Origin of the sequence: Variovorax sp. M-6 (genome assembly GCF_052114385.1) — a bacterium.
Classification (GTDB): domain Bacteria; phylum Pseudomonadota; class Gammaproteobacteria; order Burkholderiales; family Burkholderiaceae_C; genus Variovorax.
The window spans coordinates 24,538-41,063 of record NZ_JBFREQ010000012.1; the positions used below are offsets into that span (position 1 = coordinate 24,538).

Annotated in this window: 17 protein-coding genes; 8 read left to right on the forward strand and 9 right to left on the reverse strand. The window is 61.9% G+C overall.

The window, feature by feature from the left end:
* Positions 1-42 precede the first annotated feature (42 nt).
* The 5 genes from AB4Z46_RS15520 to AB4Z46_RS15540 are packed head-to-tail and all read right to left on the reverse strand — an operon-like array spanning position 43 to position 5,042.
* A complete protein-coding gene (locus tag AB4Z46_RS15520) occupies positions 43-1,500 on the reverse strand; it encodes an efflux transporter outer membrane subunit (protein ID WP_442284402.1) in 1,458 nt (485 codons plus the stop codon).
* On the reverse strand, positions 1,497-2,480 hold the full coding sequence (locus tag AB4Z46_RS15525; protein ID WP_442284403.1) for an efflux RND transporter periplasmic adaptor subunit: 984 nt from the start codon (positions 2,478-2,480) through the stop codon (positions 1,497-1,499). Before AB4Z46_RS15525 ends, AB4Z46_RS15520 begins: the two co-directional genes overlap by 4 nt.
* 23 nt (positions 2,481-2,503) lie before the next feature.
* Positions 2,504-2,716: a DUF1656 domain-containing protein gene (locus tag AB4Z46_RS15530; RefSeq protein ID WP_442284404.1), complete on the reverse strand. Its 213-nt coding sequence runs from the start codon at positions 2,714-2,716 to the stop codon at positions 2,504-2,506.
* Complete coding sequence (locus AB4Z46_RS15535) at positions 2,713-4,734, reverse strand: FUSC family protein (RefSeq protein ID WP_442284405.1); 2,022 nt, start codon at positions 4,732-4,734, stop codon at positions 2,713-2,715. Before AB4Z46_RS15535 ends, AB4Z46_RS15530 begins: the two co-directional genes overlap by 4 nt.
* Positions 4,731-5,042 (reverse strand): hypothetical protein, encoded by a 312-nt coding sequence (locus tag AB4Z46_RS15540; protein ID WP_442284406.1) that lies wholly within the window; start codon positions 5,040-5,042, stop codon positions 4,731-4,733. Before AB4Z46_RS15540 ends, AB4Z46_RS15535 begins: the two co-directional genes overlap by 4 nt.
* Positions 5,043-5,424: 382 nt before the next feature.
* Here AB4Z46_RS15540 and AB4Z46_RS15545 point away from each other — a divergent pair, with 382 nt between their 5' ends.
* Positions 5,425-6,162 carry an AraC family transcriptional regulator gene (locus AB4Z46_RS15545; RefSeq protein ID WP_442284407.1) on the forward strand — a complete coding sequence of 246 codons (738 nt, stop codon included), beginning with the start codon at positions 5,425-5,427 and terminating at the stop codon, positions 6,160-6,162.
* Between the two features lie 55 nt (positions 6,163-6,217).
* Here AB4Z46_RS15545 and AB4Z46_RS15550 read toward each other — a convergent pair whose 3' ends face one another.
* Positions 6,218-6,997: an SDR family oxidoreductase gene (locus AB4Z46_RS15550; RefSeq protein WP_442284408.1), complete on the reverse strand. Its 780-nt coding sequence runs from the start codon at positions 6,995-6,997 to the stop codon at positions 6,218-6,220.
* 147 nt (positions 6,998-7,144) lie between these two features.
* Positions 7,145-8,290 carry a 2-methylaconitate cis-trans isomerase PrpF family protein gene (locus AB4Z46_RS15555; protein ID WP_442284409.1) on the reverse strand — a complete coding sequence of 382 codons (1,146 nt, stop codon included), beginning with the start codon at positions 8,288-8,290 and terminating at the stop codon, positions 7,145-7,147.
* 187 nt (positions 8,291-8,477) lie between these two features.
* Here AB4Z46_RS15555 and AB4Z46_RS15560 point away from each other — a divergent pair, with 187 nt between their 5' ends.
* The 7 genes from AB4Z46_RS15560 (at position 8,478) to AB4Z46_RS15590 (ending at position 14,841) form a co-directional block, all read left to right on the forward strand.
* Complete coding sequence (locus AB4Z46_RS15560; protein WP_442284410.1) at positions 8,478-8,834, forward strand: Zn-ribbon domain-containing OB-fold protein; 357 nt, start codon at positions 8,478-8,480, stop codon at positions 8,832-8,834.
* 4 nt (positions 8,835-8,838) lie between these two features.
* Positions 8,839-9,975, forward strand: coding sequence for a thiolase family protein (locus AB4Z46_RS15565; protein ID WP_442284411.1), 1,137 nt, complete (start codon positions 8,839-8,841; stop codon positions 9,973-9,975).
* Positions 9,976-9,986: 11 nt separating this feature from the next.
* On the forward strand, positions 9,987-10,766 hold the full coding sequence (locus AB4Z46_RS15570; RefSeq protein WP_442284522.1) for an SDR family NAD(P)-dependent oxidoreductase: 780 nt from the start codon (positions 9,987-9,989) through the stop codon (positions 10,764-10,766).
* 176 nt (positions 10,767-10,942) lie between these two features.
* Positions 10,943-11,761, forward strand: a complete 819-nt coding sequence (locus AB4Z46_RS15575) for a Bug family tripartite tricarboxylate transporter substrate binding protein (protein WP_442284412.1) — start codon at positions 10,943-10,945, stop codon at positions 11,759-11,761.
* A gap of 1 nt (position 11,762) precedes the next feature.
* Positions 11,763-12,953 (forward strand): CaiB/BaiF CoA transferase family protein, encoded by a 1,191-nt coding sequence (locus AB4Z46_RS15580; protein ID WP_442284413.1) that lies wholly within the window; start codon positions 11,763-11,765, stop codon positions 12,951-12,953.
* 9 nt (positions 12,954-12,962) lie between these two features.
* Positions 12,963-13,739 carry an enoyl-CoA hydratase/isomerase family protein gene (locus AB4Z46_RS15585; protein WP_442284414.1) on the forward strand — a complete coding sequence of 259 codons (777 nt, stop codon included), beginning with the start codon at positions 12,963-12,965 and terminating at the stop codon, positions 13,737-13,739.
* A 118-nt stretch (positions 13,740-13,857) separates the two neighbouring features.
* Complete coding sequence (locus AB4Z46_RS15590; RefSeq protein WP_442284415.1) at positions 13,858-14,841, forward strand: Bug family tripartite tricarboxylate transporter substrate binding protein; 984 nt, start codon at positions 13,858-13,860, stop codon at positions 14,839-14,841.
* A 29-nt stretch (positions 14,842-14,870) separates the two neighbouring features.
* Here AB4Z46_RS15590 and AB4Z46_RS15595 read toward each other — a convergent pair whose 3' ends face one another.
* Together AB4Z46_RS15595 and AB4Z46_RS15600 are read right to left on the reverse strand one after the other, a co-directional pair.
* Positions 14,871-15,593 (reverse strand): sulfite exporter TauE/SafE family protein, encoded by a 723-nt coding sequence (locus tag AB4Z46_RS15595; protein ID WP_442284416.1) that lies wholly within the window; start codon positions 15,591-15,593, stop codon positions 14,871-14,873.
* An 11-nt stretch (positions 15,594-15,604) separates the two neighbouring features.
* The gene (locus tag AB4Z46_RS15600) at positions 15,605-16,501 is read right to left on the reverse strand and encodes an oxidoreductase (protein WP_442284417.1); all 897 of its coding nucleotides are present in this window, start codon (positions 16,499-16,501) and stop codon (positions 15,605-15,607) included.
* Between the last annotated feature and the right edge of the window lie 25 nt (positions 16,502-16,526).

The window sequence follows — 16,526 nt, forward strand, 5'->3', positions numbered from 1 at the left end:
AGTTGCCCAATGTTTGAGATTCAAGAAGTGATCAGGCATTGGTCAACGCGCAGCCTTTGCAAGGATGTCGTCAGTTTCCCAGCCGCCTCCTAGAGCCATGAAGACGGCAACTTGATCCTCGGCTAACTGAGCAGCCGATGTTGCCAGTGCGGCTTCGTTAGCTGCGAGGGTGCGCTCTGCATCCAATGCTTCAAGCTGTCCGGTCTTGCCGTTCACATAGAGCGTGCGGGCTTGCCGGGCGACGGTGGCACTTTGATCGCGCGCGGCCGAGAGCGCCGCATGGCTTTCCAGCTCGCGCGCGTAGACATCGAGAGCGGTTTCCACCTCGCGCAGTGCCGTCAGCACGGTCCCGTCGAAGCGGGCAGCGGCCACTCGCGTTGTGGCCTCGGCCTGCGCAATGCGAGCGTGGGCGACCCCAGTATTTGGCAGCGTCCAACTGACCAATGGTCCCAAGCTGTAGCTGAGCGTTTCACGGTTCCCGAATCTTGCGAGGAAGCCTGCCGAGTTTGCCGAAAGGCCCAGAACCACTTTAGGGTAAAGGTCGGCAGTTGCTACGCCGATGCGCGCGGTAGCAGCGGCCAGGTTGCGTTCGGCTTGGCGAACGTCGGGCCGTCGACGCAACAGGGCTGTACCGTCTCCCACCGGCAGTAGATCGGCCAAGTGCGGTGGCTGCTCGCACCTGGCCACTGTCGCAGGGAAGTCGCGAGGCGCGACGCCCGTGAGAGTTGCCAATCGGTACAACGCGCCTTGGCGCTGGGCCTGAAGGGGCGGCAGCGCAGCGCGGAGTTGTTCCAGTTGGACTTGTGCACGTGCAATGTCGATTTCCCCAACCTTGCCTGCTTGTTGAAGCCGCTCGGAGAGTCGGACGGATTCTTCTTGCAGACGGACCGACTCTTGAGCGGCGCGCAAGCGATAGCCGCTTGAACAGGCGGTCGCGTAGGCGTGTGCTGTACCACCGGCCACACTCACACGTACAAGGTCCACCGCTGCCTGCGCAGCGCCGCTGCCGGCCTCAGCCGCCTCGATGGCGCGGCGCAGTTGGCCGAACAGGTCCAGTTGATATGAAACGAACACACCCGCGCTATATGTGCCGCTGCTGGGCGGTTCGTAGTCCTTCTGCAAGAGGCTCAAGCCCGACACCTTGCCGAAGCCAGGGCCACCGCTGACTGCCACCGTCGGCCGCTCATGTCCGTGCACCTCGGCCTCCAGTGCCTTGTCGCGCTCCAAGTTGGCAACGGCCTGCCTCAGATCGGTATTGTGTTCCAACGCCTGCGTCACTAACGCGTCCAACTGCCGGTCGTTGTAGAGCCGCCACCAGTGCGGCGGCAGAGCCGTTTCCGCCGCATTTCTGCTGACAGATTGGAATGTGCCGGCGGAGGCTGCCTGCGCGGGAGAAAGGGAGGGGGGGGCCACATAGTCCGGTCCAACAGGCGAGTGGGCGCAACCGGCCAGCAGTGCGCTTGCCGTCGCGACGCCCAGGAGTCGATGCATGGCGCTCATTCTTGGCTTTCGGATTGCCGGGCCATTGCATGCGTGGTGCTAGCGGCGTCGAGTATTTCCACTGTGACCGTCTGACCTGCGATCAAACGGGTGTCCGAGGGTACCTGATCAAGCTTCACGCGCACCGGCACGCGCTGCGCGAGCCGCACCCAGTTAAACGTGGGATTGACGGTGGGAAGCAGGTTGGCGCTGGTGCTGCGGTCGCGATCAGCGATGCCGGCGGCGATGCTTTCTACGGTGCCATCGAGCGCCGCAGCTCCCATGGGCGTTACTCGCACCCGGTCGCCCAAATGGATCCGAGTCAACTTGTTCTCCTCGAAATAGCCTTCGACATAGATCGAGCCCGCATCCACCAACGCCATCACAGGGTGGCCAGCGCTTGCGTAGGCACCTTGGCGAAGGTCGAGGTTGGTCACGAGCCCAGCGGTGGGGGCGCGCACTTCTGTGCGTTGCAGGTTCAGTCTCGAAGTGTTCAAGGCGATCTGCGCTTGCCGCAAGGCCGCTTCGGCCGATTGAAGTGCGCCTTTCGCTTGGTCTACCTTCAATCGTGACTGCTCCCGAAGTTCCTGCGAGATCAAATCGCCCAGTCCGGAATTTCGGTCGCTCTCGCGCTGCGCCTGTGCGAGCGTGATGCGTTGGTTGTTGATTGCGATGCTCTGCGTCGCGACAGCGGCCTCGGCCTGCTCTTGAGCCAGCTCGAAACGGGCCTTGTCCACCGAAAATAGCAATGCGCCAGCGGCAACGGACTGGTTATCTTGCACCGCTACATCTGCGACCATGCCAGATACGTCCGGCGCGATCTGCACGACGTTGGCCCGCACGCGGCCGTTGCGTGTCCATGGGGCGAGTTCATAGTGGTCCCATAACTGCCAGCCGGCCCAAGCGGCGGCGGCCACAATCAGCACGGTGACCAACAGACGAACAACTGGACGGGCAAAACGGGAAGCCCAGATGGGGAAGGAGAGGGCGTCAGATTTCATGGGCGGAACAGGAAGTGCGGATTTCAAGACGAGGTGGCGGTGGCGCCAGTGAGATGAGCCAAGGCGTAGAGCACCAAGACGTACAGCGCAAGGTCAAAGAGAGCGGGGTGCCAGACCCATCGGTAAGCACCAACGATTGCCAGCAGGCGGCGCATTGCCCAGGAGCACGCCAGCGCGCCGCCTGCCAGCAGCAAAAGCCAGGGCAGTTGGACGCCAAAAAAATTGACTTCGATCATGGTTGAAGTGCGGCGGGAGCCGATGGGAAAAGGTTGCGCCGAAGGCCCACAAGTGACGCGATGGCAGGCCGCTCGGTGTCTTCGATCACGGCGTCAAGCAACAGCCGATCGATTTGCGGCAGCAGCGACTCGTGACGCGGTGGCGCTCCTGCTGCCTGGGCGCGGAATACGAGGGCCAATTCCTTGAAGAGGCGGCTGACAGGTTCTCCCGGAAGGCGCCCACGATGCAGCCTTAGCGCGATGATGTCCGTCCCCACGCGCAACTCGCGTAGTGCGCGGTGTGCGGCAATCTGGACCTCTTCGGGACCGTCAGGTGCTACGCGCGGCGCCAATAGCGAGATCCTGTCCAGCATGCGACCGGCGTAGGCGTCGCGGGAAGACGCGTTCTGCGGATGGGCAGCCAGATTGGCAAGATCACTCCAAGTCGCACGGCGTATGCGCTCGGCAGTCCAGTCACGCCCCACGCTGCGCATGAGAGCGGTGAGGCGGGCCGCTATCACCGCACCCACAAACAAAGCCAGGTTGGAACTGATGAAGCTCACCAAATCGGCGGTGGCCGTATCTTGCAGGGCGAGCGTTCCAGCGACCCCGAAGAACATGCCGAGGGCCGCCAAGGAACTGGTCGGTCGTGCCATGTAACACCCGACTACCAAAAATAGAGGCGCGATGCACAGCACAAGGATGCCAAAGTCATGTGCCAGCGGCATGACCCCCAAGACATAAAAGACGGACACTGGCAACGACCACAGCAGTGCCGTGATGAACTTGTGCATGGCTGGCACAGGATCGTCCATGGTGGCGAAGAAGCTGCAAAAGACTGCAGCGCCCATGGCCATGGCTGATCCCGAGGGCCAGCCTGTCGCGATCCAGAGGGCACACGAAATGCCGGTAGCGAACACCGCAGTGATCGCCGAGCGCATCGCAAGCCCTCGGTCCAGATGCAGCACCCTGCGACCCAAGGCCGCGGTGCGCCGCAACGGCACTGCATTGCCGGCCAGACCGGCGTCGATATCGCTGCGTAGCGTGGTGCATGCGCACCAATCGGCGACCAATTCTTCCAAGCGGGTTGCCAAGTCGATCCGCAGTGCGCGGATCCAGGACGAAGCAGCCGGACCGTCCCCTATGGCGCGAAAGGCGGCGCATGCTTCGTCCACTGCCATGCTTGTCGCGCCGGGATCCAGCCAGCTGGTATGTCGCGCGAAGGTCGAGGTGACGTCATACGGTATTCCGGCCGTGGCGATGCGCAGCGCTTCCAGGCGGTCTTCTACCGCGGACAGCGTTGGGGTGAGCGCGGCGATGCGGTCTTGCAGGGCGTTGATGGCGCCCCCTGTCCAGCGTAGGTTCGTGGTGTCAAAGGGCACATGCGTGGACAGCATACGCAGTTGTGTGATGTCCAGAGCCAACCGCTGGCGGTCCGCAGCAATGCGCTCATCTTTCGCTTCATTCGGATCCTCGCGCAGCAGGTCACTCAGCCATTGGCGCGCATCGCCCAATGCTTGATCCATCAGGCCGAGTAGGGAAGGGGCCAAGCCGGCAGGAAGCGCGATACTGTGGACTAAGCTAGCACACAAGATTCCCAGTCCGATCTCAGTTACCCGTGCGACGGCCGTGTCAAACATCGCCGCAGGAGCTTCTACCAGGGGGAAACCTATCATCGCGGCTGAGTAGCCAGCCAGCATGAAGACGTATGAGCGCGCGCTTCGGTCCAAGAGCGAAAAGTAGAGGCAAAGCCCTACCCACAGCGCTAGGGCGAGCGACAGGAGCTCTGGGGATCCAGACAGCGACGGGATAAACACCACGGCGGCTGTGCATCCCAGCAAGGTGCCCCAAAAGCGGTAGACCGCCTTGGAACGCACGTTGCCGGCGAGGGGATGGGCCACGATGTACGCTGTCATGAAAGCCCAGAAGGGCCGGGGAAGCCCGTAGCGACTGGCCAGGTACAGCGCAAGCGTGGCTGCAACAAAGCTCTTGAGAGAAAAGAGCAATTCCTGTCGGGAAACGCGAGGCAGCGCGATCATGGGGCGTCGGACTGAGGCACCATGCTCGCATCGCCCAATACGACAACGAAGCGCGTGAAAAAACGGAGGACTGTGGCTCGGGTGACATCGCGAAGCCATTGACAAGCGAAGGCAACCGGCTGTGTCAGTTCCTGCCCAATGATCGTTGGGCGCAGCAGTGCGCCGGAACGCTCCCGGATGAAGTCCGAGAGGGCTCCTGCGGCGGTGTTGTGCGACCGAAGCTCCGCGCCAATGACCAGAATGCCAATGAGAACGATGAGGAGCGACTTGGCCGATTCAGCCTCACTCGTATTGCGAATCATTTTCATGTAGCAATGCTACTTACGGATGCGCCAGACTAGAATTGCAAACTTGGACGAATGATTTCTCTTTTCGGTCATCGCAGGAGCGACGCACTCGAGCAACGACGACGTACCTTGCTCAAAGCAGTCGGAACTTGAGCTGTGATCTGGGGCGAGCCTTTCCCGCTCACACGGGGGTAGCGACGCAAGCGCACCGTCGCGGACGCGGCGATGCCTGCCGATCGCCAGCAGGAACGCGGCCCGCTCGGGCGCCCATCGCGCACGCGAACTGCATCATCGACACGAGTCTGGGAAAGATGCCGTGTCGGGACCAATGTCTATCTTTAGAACTATGCGAAGCGTAGAAGTCGGCGAGCCAGATCTGGACTACGAGCCATCGGTGCCAGTCATGGCACTTCGCGTCGATGTCGCGGCACGTGAGCGCGAGATTCCGATTCACGAGCACCAGTCTGGTCAACTGGTGATAGCGCTACGCGGAGCTGTCTCCTGCGATGTGCCCGGTGCGTTGTGGATGGTTCCGCCTCAGGCAGGCGTGTGGATTCCGGGCGGGACGCCGCACAGCAACCACAGTACGGCGAACGCGGTGATTTTCTACTTGTTCGTCGCCCCCGGTGCCGCCCCCCTGCCTACGAAATGCTGCACCCTGCGCATAAGTCCGATGCTGAGCGAGATGATTCAGTATCTTGCAGGACTGCCGACCTCCTACGACGTCGGCGGGCCGACAGATCGACTGGCACACGTACTTCTTGACCAACTCTGCGCAATGCCCACAGAAGAGATCTTCTTGCCAATGCCTGAGGATGCAAGGCTGCGAAAGATCTCGCGCGCCATGATGCTAGACCCGTCTGATCGTAGGACTCAAGAGAATTGGGCATCCGAGCTTGGCATGAGCGAGCGAACGCTGAACCGACTGTGCACATCTCTGACGGGCTTGAGCTTTGGCCGATGGCGACGCCAACTGCATATGATCGTGGCGCTTCGAGAGTTATCTGGTGGAGTGACCGTGCAGCAAGTCGCCTATGACCTGGGCTATGAGTCGCCGTCCGCCTTCATTACGATGTTCAAGAAGGCTTTTGGAAAACCACCCGCAACCTATATCAATGAACGATTCCGGACTGGAGCATGACGAGCGCTCGCGGGTCAGGGTACTCGCTCGAGTTGGCGTCGACTCTTTGGCGCGATCACCTATAGGCGCGGGCGTGGGTCACGCCGCCATCAACCACCAAGGTTGAGCCCATCACGTAGTCGCCCGCACGCGAGGCTAAAAAAATAGCTGCACCTGCTATGTCTTCTGCAGTACCGATGCGTTTGGCGGGAATGTACTCGGACAATTCATCCCCGTGGTCGCGCGCGTTGCGGTTCATCTCGGATGGAAACGCACCGGGCGCAATGGCACTGACTGCGATATTGTCCTGCGCCAAACGCAGCGCCATCCGCCGTGTCAGATGAATCAAGCCCGCCTTACTGGCGACGTATGAATAGTTCTCCTGAGGATTGAGCGCGATTCCGTCGGTTGAGGCAATGTTGATGATTTTCCCCACGTGCGCCTTGGCCGCAGCGCGCAGAGGTTCGGAAAGCGCCTTCGTCAAGAAGAAAGGTGTTTTCAGATTCAAATCAACTACCTTGTCCCAGCCGCTTTCTGGGAAAACATCAAAGTCTTCTCCCCAGGCAGCGCCGGCGTTGTTGACCAGAATATCTAATGATGGTTCATGCTGGGCATAGGCAGCGGCCAAGGCTTGACAGCCGGTGACTGTGGACACGTCGAAAGGTAGCGAGACGCAGTGCCCCATTTTTGCCAACTCGTCAGCCGCCAGATTGCAGGCCGCAGCTTTGCGTGCGCTGATGTAAACGCGCGCACCCTGGGCCAGAAAACCTTCGGCGATCATACGGCCGATTCCGCGCGAGCCACCGGTGACAAGCGCCGTGCGGCCCTGCAACGAGAAGAGATCCTGAGCCTTCATTGAAACGCCTTCGTCGCAGTGTTCATACGGGTGAAATGGTCTATTTGATAATTTCGCAGAATCCGAGTGGAGCAAAAGTCATCCTTGGAAATGTCGTGAAGACACTTGCGACTCTTGATCGAGATGGCAGCCGGCGGGCAAGCGAGATCAGGCCATTTGAAGGAGTGCCCGGCGCACGTAAGCGGTTCCATCGAACAGCCGTCGAGCAGTGCGAGTGAAGTGGACCTCGCGTACCGCCCATTCGTCGTCCACAGAATGCTCAACATTCGCAAAGATTCTGAGCACCCCACTCGGATGGCCAATGCGGATGCGCGCCGGGCCGGCATGAGTTCCTCGCGCTTCTGCCGGAATCGTCCCTGCGATCTGTGCCGCCACGGAAAGGCAGACCGAGCCACCACCAGGGAAAGCCTTATGCATCGCCCCGCCGTTGAGAACCATGCGCGCGACGAAGTCGATCTCCGATGCCTCGACGATTCGATCGCCTGAGATGGTTCGATAGTCTTGCGGTGGGCCAATGAGGATCTGATATGGCGTGAGGCTCCCGGACGATGGCAAATTGCAGCGTTTGACGGCCCATTGCCTCACTTCCTCAGCCATCTCGTAGATTGCGGGATTGAGCTGGCCGGGGAGTTCCGTGCCAGTGACACCCAGATCCCCCGCGCGGATAAACACACACGCCGTGCCAACATCGACGATCGAGACGGGAATTTCGCGACCAAGTTTCGATACGTAGACCCAATTGCGTGCCTGCCCGGTAGGCAACAACTTGCCTGTGGTGGCTCCGCTGGTGCCCGAGTAGTCCAATGCGACCTCTGCGCCTGTCCCGGGCACCCCATCCACTTCGCTGTCGCCCTCCACGCGCGGCTCACCGTCCACACATTGCACCACCATTCGAAGAATCTTCCCGGTGTTGGTGTTGTGCACCCGAACAGTGGTGACAGGCTCTTGCACCGGAATCAACTGTTCCTCCAGCGCATAGACCCCAGTGGCTGAAGAAATGTTGCCGCAAACTATTTCGAAGCTCACGGTGGGCTGATCGATGCCGATCTGCACAAAGGTGTAGTCGATGTCGGCGTCCGGGCGTGATGGCGGACCAATGATGGCGCATTTGCTCGTCAGAATGTCGGCCCCGCCGAGCCCATCGATCTGGCGAACATCCGGGCTGCCGAACAGAGCGAGAAGGAATCGCTGAAGCGCCTGGGGGTCGGTAGGCACGTCCCGCTGCGCGAGAAAAACAGCCTTGCTGGTGCCACCGCGCATCATGGTGACCGGCACGCGAATTTGTTCTTTCATCGCTTCAGTGTGCACTTCCACTTGGCCGCCGTCCTTTCAGTTTTGCTGACGTTGCTTTAGCGTGGCTGCAGGCTTTCCATACTTTAGCGTGGCTAAAGTTTGCCAAACAGAACTCCAATGACCACAGGGCCGTGGATCCCCATACTTCCCGTCGCCGTGGCAAGCGCTGCGCGAACAGGAGATACTTTTGAAGATCATCAAGCGAACGGAAGCTCACTTCCGTGAAACCGCTGGCGGCATGGTGCTGATCGCCGCACACGTAGCCGGGCAGCCGCCGCAATTCCCACCGATCGAGTTCGTTCACAACGATCAGGAGATCAGGGAGATCGAGCTCGGGCCGACCGGCTCGCTCTACAGCTTCACCGTCGTTCACCCTGGCAAGGAAAAGCCGCCCTACGGTTTGGCCATGGTCGACTTCGAGCCCGGCGTGCGTGCGTTCGGGCGACTGCTGTTTGATACCCAGCCACCCGCCATCGGAAGCCGCCTGCGTGTGGTGCCCCTCACGTTGCCTGACGGCACGCCCGACTACGCCTTCCAGGAGTGATGCCATGAAACAACCCCTGATCACTGGCGTGGGCATCACCGATTTCGGTCGCTTCCCGGAGTTGACCGAGGAGGCCATGGCCCAGTCGGCCATTCTGGACGCCTTGACAGATGCGGGCACGTCTCTTTCTGAGGTGCAGGCGTTCTACTGCGGCAACGCACTCGGCGCCTCGTTGCCGGGGCAACGCGCGTTGCGTGAACTGCATGTCAACGGAGGCGCGGTCTACAACGTGGACAACGCCTGCTCCAGCGGAGCGACTGCGCTCAACCTCGCCTTGCAGGCGCTCAGGGTTGGGCAGTACGACACCGTGGTGGTGTTTGGCATGGACCATCTGAGCAGCCTCGGAGGCGGGCCGTTGCAGCTCAGCCAGAAGGACTGGAACAACCGGCGCGGCATGATCATGCCGGCCCTGTACGCCATGCGTGCTAAGCGCTACATGCACGACCACGGCCTCAAACTGGAGACGCTTGCGGACATATCTGTCAAGAACCGAAAGCATGGGGCTCTGAATCCCATCGCCAAGTTTGCGAAACAGGCCACGCGCGAGGAAGTGCTCGCTTCCCGCCCCGTGGCCGATCCGCTCACGCTGCTGCAGTGCTGCCCCGCCGTGGTGGACGGGGCGGCGGCTCTCGTCCTGAGCACCCAACCTCCGAAGGGCGTTGCAAAGCCGGTGCGGGTGCTGGCGTCCGTGGTGCAGTCTGGCCTCTTCGAAACCGCGCCGGTCGATATGACCGAGGCCGAAATCACGGCCCGCGCCGCCAAACTGGCTTACGAGCAGGCCGGCATCGGGCCGCAGGACCTGAGCCTTCTGGAAGTGCACGACGCGTTCACCATTTCCGAGTTGCTCTACTACGAAGCGCTGGGCCTTTGTGCCCGTGGCGATGCCGCGGGCTTTCTGCAAAGCGGCGCGCCCGCCCTGGGCGGGCGGGTGCCCGTCAACCCGAGTGGCGGCCTCATCGCCAAGGGGCATCCCCCGGGTGCAACCGGTGTTGCACAAATCGTTGAGGTGTGCGAGCAACTGCAAGGCCGTGCCGGAGCGCGGCAAGTGCAGGGCGCGCGGATAGGCCTCACGCAGGTGACCGGTGGCGGCATCTGGGGTGTGGACCACGCAGCCTGCTCGATCAGCATTCTTTCGCTCTGATGGCAACCAGTATGAACCAGACAAATAGAACCGCTCCCGCCTCGCTGCGAGGCCTTGTCGCCGTCGTCACCGGCGGCGCAAAGGGCATTGGTTTTGGCATCGCCCGTGAGCTCGCGGAGGCTGGCTGCCGCATCGCGCTTTGGGACCTCGACGAGGATGCGCTGAAGGAGGCCGAGCGCACCCTCTCCATTGACGGGTTTGACGTGAAGACCTTCAAAGTCGATGTCGGCTCTGTGGAGCAGGTAGAGGCGACCGTGACCCAGCTCCTGGCGTCCCATGCGCGGATCGACATCCTGGTCAACAACGCCGGCATTGGCGGCGACAGGCTCGTCTCCAAGATGGATCTCGCGTTCTGGAGCCGGGTGATCGAGGTCAATCTTCATTCTCAGTTCATCTGCTCCAAGGCAGTGCTGGCGCACATGGCGGAGAACCGGTTCGGACGCATCATCAACATCGGCTCTCGCGCCTGGTTGGGCAATCGCGGCCAGGCTGCGTACTCCGCTTCCAAAGGCGCCGTGGTCAGCCTGACCCGCTCGCTGGCGCTGGAGTACGCACGCAAGGGCATCACCGTGAATGCCATCGCGCCCGGCATCGTCGAGACTCCCCTGTTTGAAACGCTGACGGAAGAGGTCCGGCAAAGTCTTCACAAGACGGTGCCGATGGAGCGGATCGGCCAGCCGGAAGACATCGCCGGCGCCGTTCGATTCTTTGCCGAGCCTAGCTCCAGCTACGTTACCGGGCAGCTTCTCTACGTCTGCGGTGGGCGCAGTCTGAGCAGCTCGTCCGTTTGAGATCGAACAACAATGGGAGGGCCGTGGTGAAACGCAGGACATTCATCAACTTCTTCGCGGCACTAGGGCCAGCAGCGGCCACACCAGCGTTTGCGCAGGAGTATCCGTCTCGGCAGCTCCGATTGCTCGTCCCCTACACCGCTGGGGGAGGTACCGATCTCGCGGCACGAATCGTGATGAAGAAGCTAGGTGAGCAGTGGGGCCAGCCGATCGTCGTAGAGAACAAGCCTGGAGCCGGGGCCGCAATAGCCTATACCGAACTCTTGCGCAGCAAGCCTGACGGATACACGTTGACGACAGGCTCCGGCATTACATCGCTACTGAATCTCCTGAATAACAAATTGCCATTCGATGCCGCCACGGACCTGGTGCAGGTAGCCCCGTTGGCGAGCGTGCCGATTGTTCTGATCGCGGGCAACAAGGTTCCTGCCCGAAACATGGCCGAACTGATCTTCCATGTCAAACAGAACCCGGGTGTGACTTATGGAACGCCTGGTCCCGCGACTCCGCATCATCTTGCCGGAGTGCTGCTCGCTTCAATGGCTGGACTGCAATTGACCCATGTCGGCTATCGCGGCACTGCTCCCGCCGTTCAAGACGTCATCGGCGGGCATCTACCGCTTGCGATCGTCGGTCTGTCGACCGCAATTCAATTCGCCCGAAGCGGTCAGTTGAAGGTTTTGGGCGTTGGCAGCGCAAAGCGCTCCGAACTGGCACCTGAGATCCCGACACTGGCAGAAGGCGGCGTGAAGGGGTACGACGCAAGCTACTGGTATGACGTTTGCGTGGCGAAGGGTGTTCCGAAGGCCGTCGTGAGTCGCCTGCATGCTGAGGTTGCCAAGGCCCTGCAGGACCCCGAGGTTCGGACAGCGCTCACTTCGGCGGGGCTCGAACCTATGGCGGTCACACAGGACGAGTACCAACGGATGTTGCAGGCGGAACGCGCCAAATGGGAGCCGATCATCCGCGCCAACAATATCCAAATGGGTTCGTAGGATGCTGGGAAATTCTCTCAAGGGCTTGAAGGTCATCGACTTCACCCAGGTGATGGCCGGGCCGACCTGCACACTGTGCATGGCCGATCTCGGCGCCGATGTCGTGAAGGTCGAGGCACCTGCAGGCGATCTCTCGCGGGCGCTCTCGCCCTGGGTCCATGGCGAAGGCGTTCCCTTTCTTGCGCTCAATCGCAACAAGCGCAGCATCGTGTTGGATCTCAAGCAGCTCTTGCACCGGCAGGTGGCGTTGCAACTGATCGCCGAAGCGGATGTCGTGGTGGAGAGCTTTCGCCCGGGCGTGATGGCCCGGTTCGGGCTGGACTATGCCACGGTGTCTGCTGAGAACCCGCGGCTGATCTACTGCTCGGTCTCGGCGTACGGCCAGCATGGGGCCGGAAGAGACCTGCCGGGGGTGGATGGCGTACTGCAGGCGGTGAGCGGCCTCATGAGCGTCACCGGCGCACGCGATGGAGATCCGTGCAAGGTTCCGGTGCCGGTGGTCGACCTGATAACGGGATCGCTGGCCACCATCTCGGTTCTGGCCGCCTTCGCTGAGCGGCAACGGACGGGTTTGGGGCAGCACGTGGAAGCCAGCATGTTTGCCAGCGCCATCGCGCTTCAGCACGTGAGTTTTGCGTCCTACCTTGCGGATGGCCAAGTGCCCGGTCCACAAGGCAACGCGGCGCCCTATTCAACGCCGAACGAAGCGCTGCGTTGCGCCGATGGGTGGATCATGGTAGCGGCATATCACCCTGCACGATGGCAGGCCTTGTGTGCCGCCATCGGCGCGCCGGAACTGGCATCCGATCCGCGCTTCGCCGAGAACAAGAGCCGGCTCCAAAACCGCGAGACGCTGCTGCGCTTGCTCGAAGCACGCATGCTTGCCCATCCCCGCGCTTTCTGGCTCGAGAAGTTCACCGCCGTCGACATCATTTGTGGCCCTATCAACAACTATTCCGAGGTAACGCAGTCCGCGCCCTTTGTCGAAGCAGCGCTCACGGAGCGCTTGCAGCATCCAGTCGCAGGTGCTTTGACGATGCCACGCAGCGTGTTGGGTGCGGTTGGCGAGCGCCCTGAGGCGCGACGAGCCGCGCCAACGCTCGGACAGCACACCCGTGAGGTGCTTGTCGAACTAGGCATGTCGTCTGAAGACGTTGAGACGGTGGTCGCCGCCTGCTCTACACACAACTGAAGCAATCCCATGCCCATTACCAAGACAGTCCAGGATGGCATCGCCATCATCACCCTGAATCGGCCCGAAGCCATGAACTCCATCGACCCAGAGTCGAACGAGCAATTGCTCGAGATCTGGGATGAGGTATCGAACAACGAGGACATCCGCGTACTCGTCCTCACCGGCGCGGGCGAGCGTGCGTTCTGCACAGGTGCGGACCTCAAGAAAACGATGCCACCTGCCGACAGCGCAGCTCGGCAAGTCTTTCGCGGCGACACCAGACATTCCAATTTCGGCACGCTGCAAACGGACAAGCCCGTCATCGCTGCGATCAATGGCTATGCCCTCGGAGGCGGACTGGAACTGGCTTTGCTTGCGGACATCCGAATCTGTTCTGAAAACGCGCAGTTCGGCTTACCGGAAGTGCGGGTCGGTAGCATTCCTGGCGCCGGCGGCACGCAACGCCTGATTCGCGCGGTGGGACAGTCGGACGCAATGCGGATGCTGCTGACGGGTGAACGCATTGATGCCAACGAAGCATTGCGGATCGGTTTGGTCAGCAAGGTGGTTCCCCTTTCCGCGCTGCAGGAAACGGCTGTCAACCTTGCGCGAGCAATGGCCGCCAATGCGCCATTGGCGATGACCGCCGCCAAGCGACTGGCGATGACCGGACGGGAGCTGCCCCTTGCCGGTGGACTCGAGCTGGAACGCCAAGCCTTTGGAGTGCTCAGGGATAGCGAAGATCGACTGGAGGGGCGCCGTGCTTTCGCCGACAAGCGCGCTCCGGTTTTTCGGGGTCGCTGACCTGCCTCGCAGAGAGGGCGAAAAAGTCGTTGCTCCCTCTGCCATCGAATCACTCAAGAGGTCTCGTGCGACGTTGCAGCAACCGACGTGACTGACCTGATTTTCCATGGAGTAATTCTTGAATAAATTGCGTATCGCCTTGCTCTACAACCTCGCACTCATTGTTGCCGCGTCCTTCGGCGCGCCGTCGGCCATAGCGCAGCAGGCCAGCCGCCCGCCCGCAAGGATTCTTGTGGGCTTCTCGCCTGGCGGGACACTCGATGTCGTCACACGGGCGCTTGCGGATCAGTTGCATGAGCCACTCAATCGCACAGTAGTTGTGGAGAACAGGCCCGGAGCTGGCGGAAAGATCTCGATCGATGCGCTGCGTGCCGCCCCTGCCGACGGAAGCGTGGCAATGCTGTGTCCTGACTTCCTGCAATCGATCTATCCATTCGTCTTCAACAAGCTCAACTACGCTCCGGAGCGGGACATCCTGCCGGCGTCGACGGTTGTCGAGTTTCCGATGGCGCTGGCTGTACCAGCGTCCTCGCCCGTCAAGACCTTTGCTGAATACGCCCAATGGGTGCGCGCCCATCCTGAGAATGCCAATTTTGGCCATGCCGCATCGGGAGGTCCGACCCATTTCCTGGGATTGCAGATAGCCAAAGTCATCGGGACACCGCTACAGGACGTGCCGTTTCAGGGCGCTGCCCCGATGATCGTGAACCTCGTTGGCGCCAATGTTGCAGCGGGAAGTTCAACTGTCGGAGACTTTGCGCAGCACCACAACGCCGGCAAGCTTCGCGTGCTTGCAGTGACCTCTGCGCAACGCTCGCCGCTTCTGCCTGACGTTCCAACGTTCAGCGAGCTCGGCCGAAAGGATCTCACCGCAGTCGGCGTATTGGCCATCTGCCTCCCTCCTGAAACGCCTGCAGCCGTCGTCTCCGAATGGAGCACTGCGATCCGACGAGCCGTTGCAACCGAGCAGTTTGCGGGCAAGATCCGCACGCTCGGCTTTCTGGCGACGGGAAGCTCGCCGGCTGACGCTCGTGCCAGGTTCAGCGAAATGCGCGCCTTCTGGGAACCTGTGGTCAAAGCTTCGGGATTCAAAGCGGACTAGTTGTGAGCCGTCAATAGGTTGTTTGCAGTTCATTTGAGGGCGAGCATCATTCCTGCTGCCTCCGCGACGAGCACTGCATCAATGAGGAGCTCGAAGGTGTGCGTCTGGAGACGCTGGACGAGTCGCTTGGCGATCATCGAGCCGGCGAGCAGCGCGAGGCCGACGGCGAGCCCGCGTGCAATGACGGCCGGCGTCAGCACCCCGGCGATGCCGAAGGTGCCGAGCTTGCCCGCATAGAGCAGCATCGCGCTTGCGGCCTCCGATCCGAGAAACGCGCCGCCGCTCATTCCGTAGCCGGTGAACACCGGCACGCTGAGCGGTCCGGTGGACAGCACGAATCCGGTGAGGAATCCGACGAGCGCTCCGGCGGCGGCCATGTGCCTGATGCGCAGGTGGATGCTGGAGCGCCTGATGAGTCGGCGCAGCGGAATCATTGAGAGGAAGAAGGCGGCGAGGAACACGTCAACGACGATGGGCGGGATCGTCATCAGCGTGTGGCTACCGAGCACGGCGGCGGGGACCCCCGTCAGAGCGTAGGCGAGCACCGGCCGCCAGCGGATCTCGTGCCACCAGACGATCACGCGCCCGATATTGCCGAACAGGGATGCGATCGCCATGACGGGCACGGCGGTCCGCGGCCCGTATTGGGCAACCAGGACGGGCAGCATGATCAGCGATGAGCCGGTGCCGACAACGCCGCTAAGCACTCCGGCGCTGAGGGCGAGGAGGAAGAGGAGTGACAGCGCGATCATCGGGCGCAGGATCAGCCGGGGCCATCGCTCGCGGCTGCGAGGAGCGGCACCAGGATATCGCTGATCGGCGTCGGGACGCCCAAAGCGCGGCCGCGGCGCGAGACGACTCCGTTGCGAATGTCCCATTCGAGCGGCCGCCCGGCTTCGCGATCCGTGAGGATGGAGGTGCCCATGTCTGCGGGAGATGCCTGGAACTTGTCGAGAATCTCCCGCGGCACTTCGTCGGCGAGTTCTGCACCTTCGGCGCGGGCCACGGCCAGGCATTCCCGCAGATAGGCAAGGGCGAGCTCGGCGATATCGGACCGGCCGAACATGCCGGAGCGGCGGTGCGTGAGCACCATGAGTCCGGCCACCGCGTTCTGCAGCAGCTTGCGCCAGGCCAGCGCGCGGAAGTCCGCGGCCAGTTCGACGCGGCACCGTGTGCCTTGCAGTGCCTCGGCTGCCACGCGGGCGTCCGACGTGTCTGGGAGGCTGAGGCGCATGTCTCCGCGCAAGCCCACCGAGCCATCCGCATGCGCCTGTGCAGGGAACCACACGACCGCTGGAACGGTCCGCCCGCGTCGGGCATGCAACGTGATCCCCTCCAACTGCTCGACGCCGTTTTGCAGCACGCAGACGACAGTTTCTGGGCCGCTCAATGCGCTGAGCCATTCTGCTGCCGCCTCGATCTGTGTCGCCTTGACCGCCAGAAAGACGAGGTCGACGGTGCGCCCGAGCTGTGCGGGATCTACCCAAACCGGACCGGGAACGGTGATGAGGTGATCGCCATCGTGCAGTGTCAGACGATCCCGGGGCGTGCGGCCGCACAGCAACGGCGTGCGGCCGACTTCGTGCAGTGCGACCGCGACCGCGGTGCCGATGGCACCTGGACCCACAACGGCGATGGATGCAGCGTCTGCAGTATTCATGAACCTAGGTTTCTTTGAGCGTCTC

Coding starts and splice junctions, on each gene's coding strand:
- AB4Z46_RS15520 (WP_442284402.1), bottom strand. CDS start 1,500: ATGAGCGCCATGCATCGACTCCTGGGCGTCGCGACGGCAAGCGCACTG.
- AB4Z46_RS15525 (WP_442284403.1), bottom strand. CDS start 2,480: ATGAAATCTGACGCCCTCTCCTTCCCCATCTGGGCTTCCCGTTTTGCC.
- AB4Z46_RS15530 (WP_442284404.1), bottom strand. CDS start 2,716: ATGATCGAAGTCAATTTTTTTGGCGTCCAACTGCCCTGGCTTTTGCTG.
- AB4Z46_RS15535 (WP_442284405.1), bottom strand. CDS start 4,734: ATGATCGCGCTGCCTCGCGTTTCCCGACAGGAATTGCTCTTTTCTCTC.
- AB4Z46_RS15540 (WP_442284406.1), bottom strand. CDS start 5,042: ATGAAAATGATTCGCAATACGAGTGAGGCTGAATCGGCCAAGTCGCTC.
- AB4Z46_RS15545 (WP_442284407.1), top strand. CDS start 5,425: ATGGCACTTCGCGTCGATGTCGCGGCACGTGAGCGCGAGATTCCGATT.
- AB4Z46_RS15550 (WP_442284408.1), bottom strand. CDS start 6,997: ATGAAGGCTCAGGATCTCTTCTCGTTGCAGGGCCGCACGGCGCTTGTC.
- AB4Z46_RS15555 (WP_442284409.1), bottom strand. CDS start 8,290: ATGAAAGAACAAATTCGCGTGCCGGTCACCATGATGCGCGGTGGCACC.
- AB4Z46_RS15565 (WP_442284411.1), top strand. CDS start 8,839: ATGAAACAACCCCTGATCACTGGCGTGGGCATCACCGATTTCGGTCGC.
- AB4Z46_RS15570 (WP_442284522.1), top strand. CDS start 9,987: ATGAACCAGACAAATAGAACCGCTCCCGCCTCGCTGCGAGGCCTTGTC.
- AB4Z46_RS15575 (WP_442284412.1), top strand. CDS start 10,943: ATGAAGAAGCTAGGTGAGCAGTGGGGCCAGCCGATCGTCGTAGAGAAC.
- AB4Z46_RS15580 (WP_442284413.1), top strand. CDS start 11,763: ATGCTGGGAAATTCTCTCAAGGGCTTGAAGGTCATCGACTTCACCCAG.
- AB4Z46_RS15585 (WP_442284414.1), top strand. CDS start 12,963: ATGCCCATTACCAAGACAGTCCAGGATGGCATCGCCATCATCACCCTG.
- AB4Z46_RS15595 (WP_442284416.1), bottom strand. CDS start 15,593: ATGATCGCGCTGTCACTCCTCTTCCTCCTCGCCCTCAGCGCCGGAGTG.
- AB4Z46_RS15600 (WP_442284417.1), bottom strand. CDS start 16,501: ATGAATACTGCAGACGCTGCATCCATCGCCGTTGTGGGTCCAGGTGCC.